The following is a 12,247-nucleotide window of genomic DNA, read 5'->3' as shown; positions in this document are numbered from 1 at the left end:
GCTCCTCAAGGGCGTGGTGATGTCGACGATCCTCGGCGTTGGTTCGAGCCTGACCTTCACTGGCGAAAGTGACCTCGTCCAGGCAATCCGCGAGTCCACCCAGCAGAACGTATCGCGTGCGGGCGATCAGCTCACCTCAAGCAACCTCCAGATTCAGCCGACAATCACGATCCGGCCTGGCGCGCCGGTGAGGCTCGTTATCCACCGCGATTTGATCCTCGCAGCATGGCATGAATAGGAGAATATGATGCCAAACTTGAAACTTGCCCGTTTGCCCGACCGGGTTCCGGTCAAACTGGCGCTCAACGTTCAGCCCGAACTTCATCGCGCGCTTTGCGACTATGCCGGGCTTTATGCCGAAACTTATGGTGAAATGCCCAGGGTCGAAGACCTCATTCCCGCGATGCTCGCCAGCTTCATCGAAAGTGACCGTGGTTTTACGGTAGCCCGATCGGGCAAATCCAAAGCGGCTGTGTCGGGCCAGCAATGACATGGGAAAGCGCCGCGGTGATCGGGATCGCCCGATGGTCTTCGCTGAAATCATTCGGCGCTTCGACCGGGCGGTGCAGAATGGTGAGCGGTTGCACCTTGACCCCGAGCACATACGTGCGATTCTGTGCTCGTCGATTTATATCGCCCTCATCGAACTGAGAACGCAGGAGTATCAGGCAACATGGCGCGAAACTCAAACCGCGGAGGACGCGACTTCAGCGAAGGCCGCACCCAGCTCGGCACCTATTGGCTCTGGTACCGCAAGGACCGCGACGACTGGAACATCTGCTGGTTCCATGATGGGGCCACTCGCCGCAAAAGTCTCGGCATCAGCGGTGGCAGCGCGGATAATCCACCAGAAGACGCTCAGGCCGCGTTAGCCCAGCATTTCCTGGGAAACGAAACGCCGCCCGATCAGCCCGAACCGCCAGAACAGGTTTATATCGAAAATATCACACGCCGCTGGCTGACCGACCATGTCGCGTATCTCGGAGCGCCCGACCGTTATGCCCAGTCGGTGCTGGTCTGGGAGCGCTTTTACGAACATTTACGCAGCGAAGGGCGGATGCCCGATCCGTATACTGTTGCCAAAATTCGGCCTGCATTTGTCCGTGACTTTATCAAGTTCCACGAGGCCGACAAGATATCGCCAGCGACAATCAGCCGCGATATCAAGGCGCTGCGCAGTCCCATCAACTGGGTGATGAAAGAAGGCTATTTGTCCGCGGCTCCGTTTATTCCCGACGTGAAGGGCAAGGCGAAACGTCGCGAACTCGAATGGTCGCCCGAGCAGATTGCCGCGATCCTGGACGCGGCCGCCACGACGCCCTTGCGCGCCCATGTCCCGCTTTACATGATGATCTTCCTGTCAACGAACGGGCGGTCGCAGGCGATTCTTGAGCTCGACGCCGATAAGCAGATCCGCAAAGGCCTGATCTACTTCAACGCGCCGGGTCGTGAGCAAACGCGCAAGAGGCGTTCAATCGTACCGATAGCGCCGACGCTGGCATCGTGGCTCGAGGGCGTTGCGGGCAAGGTGATTCGCTATCGCGCGCCGACCACCCAGGAAACGCGTAATGCTGGCGGTCCCGATTTTTTTGAACGCCCGACCGCTGATCTCGGCAATGCTTTCAAGGCATGTCTGGTCGACGCGGGTGAGGCGCATCCCAAATTTGGCCTCAGCGAGCAAGTCGAGGATGACGATGGCAATCTGGTCTGGTTGCCACCTCGCGGGAAACTCGGCGAGACAAAGGTTCGGCCGAAAATGAAGGCCATCGGCTCACCCAATACGCTGCGCCATTCGATCCATACGTTCCTGGCGGCGCGTGGCGTGCCTAAGGCACAGATCGATACAGCGGCTGGGCATGCGACCGACGATGGCACCGGCGATCGCTACAATCATCTGCGACCGGCCTATCTGACCGACTTTATCGACGGAATCGAGGCGTTCTGGAGCGAGGTTGGGCGCTTCACGCAGGTCCATTTACGATACCAACGATACCAACGATACCAACGATACCATAACGATACCAAAAAGCTCGAAAAAGCCGGTCCGTCCTTTAAGATTCAATCGAGCTTGAGGCAGCAAGTAACTAAATTTGTTTCATTATCGTCAGAGGACAATGGTGCACCCGACAGGATTCGAACCTGTGACCCCTGCCTTCGGAGGGCAGTACTCTATCCAGCTGAGCTACGGGTGCGTCACTATTGCGCTTAGCAAGCGCATCGCTGTTTCGCCAGCCCTATCGAAGGATCAGCGCTTGCGCGGCTTTGCGAGTTCGACCGGCTGGAACTGGCCCAGTCCGCAACTGGCACCGCGGCTTATCCCTGGTGACTGAAGCACGGTGATGATGTCGACCGAGCACAGCTCGCTGGTCGATGTCTTGTATAAAAATTTCTCTTCGAAGCCGAGGCTGGGGCAAGCGTTGGGCAGGGTGTTGCGATAGACTTTTCCGCCGTTCATGATGAAGTCGATAGTGCTGTCACCATGAACCCGTGTTTCGCGGATGCGTTGCGTCGAGACGCAGTTTACAGGAGGTCCGATCGGGGTCGCGGCAGGGATATCGTCGCGCCGCGCCGAAGCGACGCCAGGCAGAGCGGTCGCGATCAGGGCGGTTGCCATCAGAATAATACGCATTTGAGCTCTCCTAACGAGGTTCGAATGGTGCCTCGAATGTCTTTTTCTGGTCCGGCGATAATGACTTGAGCCTGAACGCGCAGAGATCGACGACGGGACAACGCCAGCATTCGGGCGTCCGTGCCTTGCATGTGTAGCGTCCGTGCAGGATCAGCCAATGGTGCGCGTGCGTTCGAAAGGGTTGGGGGGTCTGGCGTTCCAGGATTGTCTCGACCGCCATCACAGTCTTGCCCTTGGCAAGGCCAGTGCGATTGCCGACGCGAAAAACATGGGTATCGACCGGGAAGGTTTCGGCACCCAATGCCACGTTCAGGACCACGTTTGCGGTCTTGCGCCCCACACCGGGCAGTGATTGCAGGGCGTCACGGTCGGTCGGCACCTCTCCACCGAACCGCTCGACCAGCAGGTGCGAGAGCGCGATGACGTTCTTTGCCTTGGTATTGAACAGGCCGATGGTCTTGATGTGCGCTTTCAGGCCAGCCTCGCCCAGGGCGATCATTGCCTGCGGACCGCGCACGGTCGCGAACAGCGCGCGCGTCGCCTTGTTGACGCCGGCATCGGTCGACTGTGCTGACAGGACGACCGCGACCAGTAATGTGTAGATATTGATCGATTCCAGTTCGGTCTCGGGTGAGGGGTTTAATTCCGCCAGCCGCCGGTAGAATTCGAAGATCTCGACCTTTTTCACCGGACCTGCGCTTTCACAGGCCCAGCACGTCGGCCATCGTATAGCGGCCCGGCGGTTTGTCGGCGAGCCACAGCGCGGCCTTTACGGCACCGCGCGCGAAAATGCCCCGATCCTCGGCGCGGTGTCCCAGTTCGATACGCTCGCCCTCAGTCGCCAGGATGACCATGTGATCGCCCGCGACCGATCCACCGCGCAGCGAAGCAAAGCCGATGCTGCCCTCGTCGCGGGGCCCGTCGCGGTCGAAGCGGCTAAGCTCGGGCAGGCTCTTGCCACGCCCGTTGGCCGCCGCAGCACCCAGCAACAACGCAGTCCCTGACGGCGCGTCGACCTTGTAGCGGTGATGCATTTCCAGCACCTCGATATCCCAATCGGGCCCCAGCCGCGCCGTCGCCTGTTCGATCAGCGCCGCCAGCAAGTTGATGCCGAGGGAAGTGTTAGCGGCCTGGATGACGGCGATTTCGGACGCGACCTCGTCGATCAGCGCGTGATGTGCGGCGTCGAGGCCAGTGGTGCCGATCACGATGGGGGTCCGGGCCTCACGCGCTGCGGTCAGGTGCGCGCCGAGAGCCAACGGTGAAGAAAAGTCCACGATAACGTCGCTGATTGCGGCAAGCGCCCCGGCATCGCCGCCGATGTCGATGCCGCCTGCGTGGTCTGCCAACGCTCTCTCGATCGCGAGGACGATCGCCTGCCCCATCCGCCCGGCGCTTCCAAAGATCGCCACGCGGGTCAATTCCCGACGCTCTCGCCCGAATGCCCGACCATGTTCGTCCCCTGCGATGCCATGGCGTTAGGTAAGGCCGCCCGCGCGGCTAGTCCAGCCGCTCGATCAGCGCCTGTGCCGCTGCCGGATTGCGAATCTTGGCACCTGAAATCATGTAGACAAACACGTCACGCCCGCCTTTTGCCCAGCCACGCGCCGTTTCCGCCCAGCCATCCAGCGCCTTGCTGTCATAGCCGGTCGGCACATCTTCGACCGCGCGTTGCAGCCGGGCGTAGGTAAATTCGCCGCTGACTTGCTCGATCTTTGGAAATTCGTCGCTGTCGGCGAACACGATCGCGGCGTTGGCTTTTTTCGCAAGCGCGTAGAACGCGGGATCGATGAAACTTTCATGCCGAACCTCCAGCGCATGGCGGAGTTTCACGCCATCTTGCTGGTCGGGCAACAACGCCAGGAAGGCAGCAAAATCATCGGCCTCGAAATGCTTCTTCGCGGTGAATTGCCACAGGATCGGTCCCAGCTTGTCGCCCAATTCGACGATCCCCTGTTTCAGGAACCGGTCGATCGACTCTGCTCCTTCCGCCAGCACCTTGCGATTGGTCGTGTAGCGCGATGCCTTCACGCTGAAAACAAAGCCGTCGGGCGTGACGTCCGCCCATTTGGCAAAGGTCGCAGGTTTCTGTGACCCGTAGTAAGTGCCGTTGATCTCGATCGAGGTCAGGTGCCCCGCGGCATATTCCAGCTCGCGCTTTTGGGGCAAATTTTCGGGAAAGAACGGGAAAGAAAACGCCGCGCCACGGTTCGAAGGTCCAGCCGCCCACGCCGACACGAATTTTTCCACTGGCCACCGTGATCTCCTGTCATTCTCCATTGTCGAACGCGCGACGATCTTGCAACGCCGCCGCTCAACAGAAAGAATTACCGTATGATAGCATTGTTTGTTCTTGCAATCGCGCTGGCGATGGATGCTTTCGCAGTTTCGGTCTGCCAGGGCGCAGCGGCGCGGCACGGCTGGCGCGAAGCGTTACGCATGGGGGGCGCGTTTGGGCTCGCACAAGGGGTGATGCCCGCGCTGGGCTGGGCATTCGGGGTCGCGCTGGCCGGTATAATCGAGGCGATCGACCACTGGATCGCCTTTGTTCTGCTCGGCATCCTCGGGGCAAAGATGATCTATGAGGGATTTCGACCAGATAACGGGCAGCCCTGCAACGCACTGGACGGCCGCGCGCTTTTTACGGCCGCTGTCGCCACCAGCATTGATGCGGCGGCCGCTGGCGTAACGCTGCCGACGTTGGGCCTGCCGGTCGTCCTGTCATGCGTGGTGATCGCCATCGTCACCGGCGTGTTGTGCGTTTTAGGCGTGCTGACGGGCGCGCGTCTCGGCCAGCAGATCGGCAAGCGCGCCGAAATCGTTGGCGGGCTGGTCCTGATCGCCCTCGGGACGCACACGCTCGGCCAGCATCTCGGGTGGTTCTAGCGCTATAGGCCTAGATGAACGCCAGTCGACAGCGACGTTTCGCGACTGTTAATAGTCAGGAGACAATAGCAGGTCGCACAAGCAAAGGAGAGATACGATGAAAATACTCACCCTCGCCGCAGGTATCGCCCTCGCGCTCGGCGGCATTGCATCGAGTGCACCCGCGTCGGCGCAATATTACCAGGATTATCACGACGATGGTGGTCGTAGCGGTTACGACCGGGGCGATGACGGCGACCATGACCGGGGCTACGAGCGCAGAAGCAAATGGGACAATCATTCGGACAAGCGGTGGGGTAACGACCGGCGCTGGCGGAACGATTACCGGGATGATCGACGCTGGCGTAATCATGGTCGTCGTTGCTGGACAGAATGGCATCATCACCGCAACGTTCGCGTCTGCCGCTAACGCCTGACCGCGACTATTCGACCCAGTCGAGCCCCATGTCGCGGTACAGCATACGGTCTTCGTCCCAATTGGGCGCGACCTTGACGTGCAGGTACAGATGCACCTTCACGCCAAGCATCGCGCTCAATTCGGCGCGGGCCTTGCTGCCGATTTCCTTTAACCGAGCGCCGCCCTTGCCCAGCACGATGGCGCGCTGGCTATCACGGGCGACCAATATCTGCTGGTGAATTTCCAGCGATCCATCCTGCCGTTCGGTATATTGTTCGGTGTCGACGGCGCAGGCCTGCGGCAGTTCCTGGTAAAGCTGGTTGAAAATCTGTTCGCGCGTGACTTCGGCCGCCATCGTGCGGTCGGTGGCATCGCTGACCTGGTCGGCGGGGAAATGCCACGGCCCCTCGGGCATGGCCGCCACCAGTCGCGCCTTCATGTCCGCCACGCCGTCGCCAGTCGAGGCACTGATCATCAGCGTTTCGATGAAGTGGATGCGATCGTTCAGCGCCTGCGCGTGCTTCAGCAACTTCGCCTTGTCGGCGACATCGACCTTGTTCAACACCAGCAGCTTGGGTTCGGGGCGACTTTCAAGGCCGCTGAGAATCGTCTCGACTTTCGCGCCAAGTCCACCTTTCGCGTCGATCACCAGAGCGATCAGGTCGGCGTCGGCGGCACCGCCCCATGCTGCCTGGACCATTGCGCGGTCAAAGCGGCGCTTGCCCTCGAATATGCCCGGCGTATCGACCAGAATGATCTGGGTCTCGCCATCCAGCGCGACTCCCATCAGCCGGGTTCGCGTCGTTTGCGCCTTGGGACTGACAATCGCGACCTTTTGGCCGACCAGTGCGTTGACCAGGGTCGATTTTCCGGCGTTGGGCGCTCCGACAATGGCGACGATCCCGCAATGTTGGGTCACTTTAACTTCTCCAGCATCGCAATCGCCGCAGCGGTTTCCGCCTCTTGCTTCGAACTTCCGGTTGCGCTGGCCTCTCCTGCCGGGCCGACGTTCACCAACACGGTAAAGCGGGGGGCGTGGTGCGGACCGCTGCGGTCGACGATCGCATAGACCGGCGCGCGCCGATTGTTGGCCGCCGCCCATTCCTGCAGCGCCGATTTCGGATGGCGCGGGGCATCGGCATGCCCTTCGACTAGCGCTTTCCAGTGTCGTCGCACGAATGCATCTGCAGCATCGAAGCCGTGATCGAGATACAGCGCCCCGATCAGCGCCTCGGTCACGTCGCCTAGAATATTGTCACTGTCGAACGCACCATCGTCGCGCGCCTGTTTGCCCAGTTTCAGATAAGGCGCAACGCCGATCGCGCGAGCAATGTCGGCGCAGACCACCCCGGTCACGAGCGCGTTAAATCGTCGCGACAACTGCCCTTCGCTTTCGGTTGGATAGGTCGCAAACAGCCAGCGCGAGACGGCCAGCCCCAGCACCCGGTCGCCCAGAAACTCGAGCCGCTGGTAACTGTCGCTACTGGCACTGCCGTGGCTCAACGCCCGCTCATACAGTCCGGTGTCGCGCGGCGCGGTGCCCAGCGACGTCGTGAGCCAGTCGGAAAGCGCGGTCAGAAACCTTCCCCGATGCGACGCCAGCGCGCGGCGGACACCCAGGTCCACGGCAGGATCCAGTTGGCCGAGCCGTCGGTTGAGAACACGCTGAATTGCGCTTTGCCGACGATGTTCTCGATCGGCACGAATCCGAAACCGCCCGCCTCGAACCGGCTGTCGCCGCTGTCGTCACGATCGTCGCCCATCATGAAGATCATGCCCTCTGGCACGGTATAGACTTGCGTATTGTCCTGAGGGGTCACGCCGAAGTCGAGCACATTATAGCTTTTGCCCTGCCCGGCAGGTGATCCCGGCAAGGTTTCACGGAACTGCATGTATCGGCAGATCGGTTTGCCGTCGAAGGACCGGTCGTTGGCGGCTGGGGTCAGGCAGTGCGTGTTGGGACTGACCGGCTGGACGAAATCAGCAACCCGCACCTTCGGCACGCCAGCACCGTTGATGAACAACTGGCCGTCGCGCATCTGGATGAAGTCACCCGGCAGGCCGATCACGCGCTTGATCAGGTCGGTATCGTTGGCCGGCGGCGACTTGAACACGATGACATCGCCGCGTTCGGGCAATTTGGCGAACACCCGGCCCGGGATGAGGGGCATCGACCACGGCAGCGAGTGTTTTGAATAGCCGTAATTCCATTTCGTGACGATCAGATAGTCACCGACGAACAGCCGGGGCAGCATGGATTCGCTGGGGATACTGAACGGCGCGAAGATGAAACTGCGCAAGATGAACACGAAGATCGCCAGCTTGACGAGGAACTCGGCGAAGTCCCGCGTCTCGGATTTGTGCTTGGCGGGCGCCGGGATGGGGGCTGCGGGGGTTTCGGACATAGTGCGCGCATTGCGTCGGTCTCCCGATAGCGTCAAGCGCGCTTGAATTATTGCGCTCTGTCGGTCGCCATCGCGCGCCGCCTTCTCTATGCTCCATCGCCCAAGCATGGAGGTAACAATGCCTGATTCTGTTTCCCAGCCGAACCCGGTTTACGACCAGTGGCAGCAGGAGCTAAGAAGTTTGCTGATCAAGATCGGACAGCACCCGTCGGCCGACCTCGACAGCGAGCGCGACCGCGTGGCCGTCCTCAACGCACTGATCGCCAAGCGCGCCGGGGGAACCCACGATGCATGACTGGTCGGCGATTGAGGCGCTTCCAGAGATCACTCTGAAAGATCTGTTCGCGGTGGAAGGCGACCGGCTGGACAAGATGGTCGTCGACCAGTCGGGTATCCGGTTCGACTTTTCGAAGACGCACCTGTCGGCTTCGGCCGTCGCCGCTTTCATCGGACTGGCAGAACAAGCTGGCCTGGCCGACAAACGAAGTGCGCTGTTTGCGGGCGGGATCGTCAATCCGAGCGAGGGCCGTGCCGCGGGGCATACGGCGGAACGTGGCGAAGGGGGGGCGGAGGCGGTGGCCGATGCACGGATGTTTCATGGCCGGATGCGCGCGCTGATCGACGCGATCGAGGTAGAGGCGCTGGGACCGGTTCGCCACATTTTGCACGTCGGCATCGGTGGATCGGCGTTGGGCCCCAACCTGATTTTCGACGCGCTTGGTCGCGATGCCACGACGTACGAAGTGGCCATTGTCTCCAACGTGGACGGTGTCGCACTGGAGGAAGCCTTTGCCAGGTTTGACCCGGCGGCAACGATCCTGGCTGTCGCATCGAAGACTTTCACCACCACCGAAACCTTATTGAACGCATCCAGCGTGCTGCAATGGCTGGAGGAGGGCGGGGTCACCGATCCACTCGGACGCGTCATTGCGCTGACCGCCGCTCCGGATAAGGCGGTCGAATGGGGCGTTGATGAAACGCGCGTGCTCCCTTTCAACGAAGCCGTTGGCGGGCGCTATTCACTATGGTCCTCGATCGGGTTTCCGACCGCGCTGGCGCTTGGCTGGCAAGCGTTCGAGGAATTGCTGGAGGGCGCCGCCGAAATGGATCGTCACTTCCGCAACACCCCGTTGATCGAAAATGCGCCGGTGATCGGGGCTTTCGTCGATCTGTATTACGCGCAGGTCCGCCATGCCGAGACGCGTGCGGTGTTCGCCTATGACGAACGGCTACGGCTGTTACCTTCCTATCTCCAGCAGCTGGAAATGGAATCGAACGGCAAGTCGGTGACGGCAGAGGGCCAGCCGCTCGGTCGCGACAGTGCCGCGATCACATGGGGCGGGGTCGGCACCGATGCCCAGCATGCGGTATTCCAATTGTTGCATCAGGGGACGCATCTGGTGCCTGTCGAGTTTATCGTCAGCATCGAACCCGGCGACCTGCTCGACCCCGAACATCATCGGCAGTTGTTGGTCAACGCCTTTGCCCAGGGTGCGGCGCTGATGGCGGGCCGGGCCAATGACGACCTGACGCGCAACTATGCGGGCGACCGGCCGTCGACGACGATCCTGCTCGACGACGTCGACCCACGAACGCTGGGCGCGCTGATCGCCTTTTATGAACATCGCGTTTTCGTGAATGCGGTGCTGCTGGGCCTCAACCCCTTCGACCAGTTTGGCGTCGAGCTTGGCAAGGAGATGGCAAAGGGCAGCGACGATCCCGCCGTTCGTGCAGGATTCGACGTGTCGACACTGGCCTTGATGGAAAAGGCGGGCGTCTGACCTATATCGGTGAGGACAGATATTATCTCGGAGATTGCATGACCCACGACTATGACCTGTTTGTTATCGGTGCCGGTTCAGGTGGTGTCCGCGCTGCGCGCGTGGCGGCGGCACATGGCGCGCGCGTTGCGGTTGCCGAGGAACACCGGGTCGGCGGCACCTGCGTCATCCGTGGGTGCGTGCCAAAGAAATTGCTCGTCTATGGATCGCACTTCGCCGAGGACCTGGCCGATGCGCGGCGCTTCGGATGGGAGGTTCCCAAATGTGATTTCAACTGGGCGACCCTGCGCGACAACGTGCTGGACGAAGTCACCCGGCTCGAGACGATCTATGGCGAGACCCTTTCGAGCCATAAGGTCGAGGTTTTCAAGGAACGTGCCGTCCTGACAGGGCCGAACAGCGTAAAGCTGGCGGGCGGGCGAGAGATTACCGCGGGCAAGATTCTGCTCGCGACCGGCGGCTGGCCCGTCCGACCCGAGTTTCCGGGGTCCGAACACGGCATCACCTCGAACGAAGTGTTTCATCTGGAAACCCTGCCGAAGCGGATCGTGATCGCGGGCGGCGGCTATATCGCCAATGAATTTGCCGGTATCTTCAATGCGTTCGGATCGAAGGTCACCATCGTCAATCGCGGGGACGTCATCCTGCGCGGATACGATGCACAAATCCGCGACCGGCTGCTTCAGATTTCGATGATCAAGGGCATCGAGTTCAAGTTCAACGCGCCGTTCGAGGAGATCGTGAAGCGCGACGATGGCAGCCTGGAAGTGCGGATTGCGGGCAGCGACCCCATCCATGCCGACCAGGTGCTGTTCGCCACCGGTCGCGCGCCCAACGTCGGCGGGCTCGGCCTGGAAGCAGCAGGCGTCGTCCTGAACGACAAGGGGGCGATCAGGGTCGACGACGACAACAAGACCAGCATCGATAGTATCTATGCCGTCGGCGACGTGACCGACCGTATCCAGCTAACGCCGATCGCCATCCGCGAGGGGCAGGCGTTTGCCGATACCATCTTCGGCAACAAGCCCACGCGCGTGGACTATGCCAATGTGCCAAGCGCGGTGTTCAGCCATCCGCCGATCGCCGCCGTCGGCATGACCGAGGCGCAGGCGCGCAATACGATTGGCACGGTGAAAACCTTCACCTCTGACTTCCGACCGATGAAGAACGTACTGGCAGGCCGCAATGAGCGCGCGTTGTACAAGATGGTGGTCGATGCCTCCAACGATGTCGTCGTGGGGCTGCACATGATCGGCCCTGATTCAGCCGAAATCCTGCAGGCGGCGGCAGTGGCGATCAAGGCCAAGCTGACCAAGGCGCAGTTCGACGACACCGTGGCGCTGCACCCGAGCATGGCCGAGGAACTGGTGCTGTTCAAATAATGCCCGACCCCGTCCCCGGCACCGTTCTCGTCACCGGCGGCAGCGGTTACATCGCTGGTTACACGATCCGGCAGTTGATGGCCGAGGGTTGGACGGTGCGGGCCACGGTCCGCTCCCTTGCCCGCGAAGCCGACTTGCGGCGGTTGCTCGACGTCGACAATGCGCGGATCAGTTTTCATCAAGCCGATCTGGAGCACGACGCGGGCTGGGCCAAGGCAGTGGCGGGCTGTTCGCACGTTGCCCATATCGCATCGCCGTTTCCGGCAGGAGCGGTCAAGAATGCAGACGAGTTGATCCGTCCGGCGCGGGACGGTGTGCTTCGTGCGCTGAGGTTCGCGCGCGACGCCGGCGTAACCCGGTTTGTCCAGACGTCGTCGTCGGCGGCTATCGCCTATGGCCACGACCCCGAACGCGCACTTTATACCGAGGATGACTGGACCGACCCGAAGGTGCCTGGACTCGCCGCTTATGTCCTGTCGAAGGCCATCGCTGAGCGCGCCGCGCGAGACTGGATCGTTGCCGAAGGACGCGGCATGGAATTCTGTTCGGTCAACCCGGTCGCGGTGCTGGGGCCGGTGATGGGTCCTGATTATTCAACATCGGTGATGATCGTCGAAAAGATCTTGTCGGGATCGATCGGGGGTGTTCCTGACATCGGCTTTGCGGTGGTCGATGTCCGCGACGTCGCGGATCTTCACGTCCGGGCGCTTAATGCCCCTGACATGGCGGGCGAACGGTTTATCGCGTCGGGACCATTCCTGAAAATT

General features: G+C 61.3%; 15 protein-coding genes, 1 tRNA gene and 2 pseudogenes. 9 read left to right on the top strand and 9 right to left on the bottom strand.

Annotation, left to right across the window (positions count from 1 at the left end):
* The 3 genes and pseudogenes from Q0R02_RS13630 to Q0R02_RS13855 form a co-directional block, all read left to right on the top strand.
* Window positions 1-238, top strand: a 238-nt coding sequence (locus Q0R02_RS13630; RefSeq protein ID WP_293884344.1) for a TrbI/VirB10 family protein, incomplete at its 5' end; no start/stop codon positions are given.
* Window positions 239-247: 9 nt separating this feature from the next.
* Window positions 248-490, top strand: a complete 243-nt coding sequence (locus tag Q0R02_RS13625; protein ID WP_293884343.1) for a DUF2274 domain-containing protein — start codon at window positions 248-250, stop codon at window positions 488-490.
* Window positions 491-673: 183 nt separating this feature from the next.
* Window positions 674-1,216, top strand: a pseudogene (locus Q0R02_RS13855) (hypothetical protein); the annotation flags it as partial.
* Window positions 1,217-1,771: 555 nt separating this feature from the next.
* On the opposite strand, the gene Q0R02_RS13620 reads toward Q0R02_RS13855, so the two are convergent.
* The 6 genes and pseudogenes from Q0R02_RS13620 to Q0R02_RS13595 all read right to left on the bottom strand — a co-directional run bounded on the left by Q0R02_RS13620 (window position 1,772) and on the right by Q0R02_RS13595 (window position 4,886).
* Window positions 1,772-1,975 carry a hypothetical protein gene (locus tag Q0R02_RS13620; RefSeq protein WP_293884342.1) on the bottom strand — a complete coding sequence of 68 codons (204 nt, stop codon included), beginning with the start codon at window positions 1,973-1,975 and terminating at the stop codon, window positions 1,772-1,774.
* A 140-nt stretch (window positions 1,976-2,115) separates the two neighbouring features.
* Window positions 2,116-2,192, bottom strand: a tRNA-Arg gene (locus Q0R02_RS13615).
* Between the two features lie 53 nt (window positions 2,193-2,245).
* The gene (locus tag Q0R02_RS13610) at window positions 2,246-2,629 is read right to left on the bottom strand and encodes a hypothetical protein (RefSeq protein WP_293884341.1); all 384 of its coding nucleotides are present in this window, start codon (window positions 2,627-2,629) and stop codon (window positions 2,246-2,248) included.
* A 10-nt stretch (window positions 2,630-2,639) separates the two neighbouring features.
* On the bottom strand, window positions 2,640-3,317 hold the full coding sequence (nth, locus tag Q0R02_RS13605) for an endonuclease III (RefSeq protein WP_293884339.1): 678 nt from the start codon (window positions 3,315-3,317) through the stop codon (window positions 2,640-2,642).
* Between the two features lie 13 nt (window positions 3,318-3,330).
* On the bottom strand, window positions 3,331-4,050 hold the full coding sequence (gene dapB, locus Q0R02_RS13600; RefSeq protein ID WP_293884337.1) for a 4-hydroxy-tetrahydrodipicolinate reductase: 720 nt from the start codon (window positions 4,048-4,050) through the stop codon (window positions 3,331-3,333).
* A gap of 79 nt (window positions 4,051-4,129) precedes the next feature.
* Window positions 4,130-4,886 (bottom strand): annotated as a pseudogene (locus Q0R02_RS13595) (DUF72 domain-containing protein).
* A gap of 77 nt (window positions 4,887-4,963) precedes the next feature.
* Here Q0R02_RS13595 and Q0R02_RS13590 point away from each other — a divergent pair.
* Together Q0R02_RS13590 and Q0R02_RS13585 are read left to right on the top strand one after the other, a co-directional pair.
* Complete coding sequence (locus Q0R02_RS13590) at window positions 4,964-5,515, top strand: manganese efflux pump MntP family protein (RefSeq protein WP_293884336.1); 552 nt, start codon at window positions 4,964-4,966, stop codon at window positions 5,513-5,515.
* 97 nt (window positions 5,516-5,612) lie between these two features.
* Window positions 5,613-5,924: a hypothetical protein gene (locus Q0R02_RS13585; protein ID WP_293884335.1), complete on the top strand. Its 312-nt coding sequence runs from the start codon at window positions 5,613-5,615 to the stop codon at window positions 5,922-5,924.
* A gap of 13 nt (window positions 5,925-5,937) precedes the next feature.
* Here Q0R02_RS13585 and era read toward each other — a convergent pair whose 3' ends face one another.
* The 3 genes from era to lepB are packed head-to-tail and all read right to left on the bottom strand — an operon-like array spanning window position 5,938 to window position 8,317.
* The gene (gene era, locus Q0R02_RS13580; protein ID WP_293884334.1) at window positions 5,938-6,831 is read right to left on the bottom strand and encodes a GTPase Era; all 894 of its coding nucleotides are present in this window, start codon (window positions 6,829-6,831) and stop codon (window positions 5,938-5,940) included.
* Window positions 6,828-7,532: a ribonuclease III gene (gene rnc / locus Q0R02_RS13575; protein ID WP_293884345.1), complete on the bottom strand. Its 705-nt coding sequence runs from the start codon at window positions 7,530-7,532 to the stop codon at window positions 6,828-6,830. The genes era and rnc overlap by 4 nt, the downstream gene beginning before the upstream one ends.
* Complete coding sequence (gene lepB, locus Q0R02_RS13570) at window positions 7,487-8,317, bottom strand: signal peptidase I (RefSeq protein ID WP_293884333.1); 831 nt, start codon at window positions 8,315-8,317, stop codon at window positions 7,487-7,489. Before lepB ends, rnc begins: the two co-directional genes overlap by 46 nt.
* A 118-nt stretch (window positions 8,318-8,435) precedes the next feature.
* On the opposite strand from lepB, the gene Q0R02_RS13565 reads away from it, so the two are divergent.
* The 4 genes from Q0R02_RS13565 to Q0R02_RS13550 all read left to right on the top strand — a co-directional run.
* Complete coding sequence (locus Q0R02_RS13565; protein WP_293884332.1) at window positions 8,436-8,612, top strand: hypothetical protein; 177 nt, start codon at window positions 8,436-8,438, stop codon at window positions 8,610-8,612.
* Window positions 8,605-10,098 carry a glucose-6-phosphate isomerase gene (pgi, locus tag Q0R02_RS13560; protein WP_293884331.1) on the top strand — a complete coding sequence of 498 codons (1,494 nt, stop codon included), beginning with the start codon at window positions 8,605-8,607 and terminating at the stop codon, window positions 10,096-10,098. The genes Q0R02_RS13565 and pgi overlap by 8 nt, the downstream gene beginning before the upstream one ends.
* Before the next feature lie 38 nt (window positions 10,099-10,136).
* Window positions 10,137-11,480, top strand: a complete 1,344-nt coding sequence (gene gorA, locus Q0R02_RS13555; RefSeq protein WP_293884330.1) for a glutathione-disulfide reductase — start codon at window positions 10,137-10,139, stop codon at window positions 11,478-11,480.
* Window positions 11,480-12,247: NAD-dependent epimerase/dehydratase family protein (locus tag Q0R02_RS13550; protein ID WP_293884329.1), on the top strand; the 768-nt coding region annotated here is incomplete at its 3' end. The genes gorA and Q0R02_RS13550, both read left to right, overlap by 1 nt.

The organism is Sphingomonas sp. (assembly GCF_025353885.1).
In the GTDB taxonomy this organism is placed as follows: domain Bacteria; phylum Pseudomonadota; class Alphaproteobacteria; order Sphingomonadales; family Sphingomonadaceae; genus Sphingomonas_O.
Note: the sequence above shows the minus strand (reverse complement) of the source record. Positions and strands in the feature narration are given on the sequence as shown.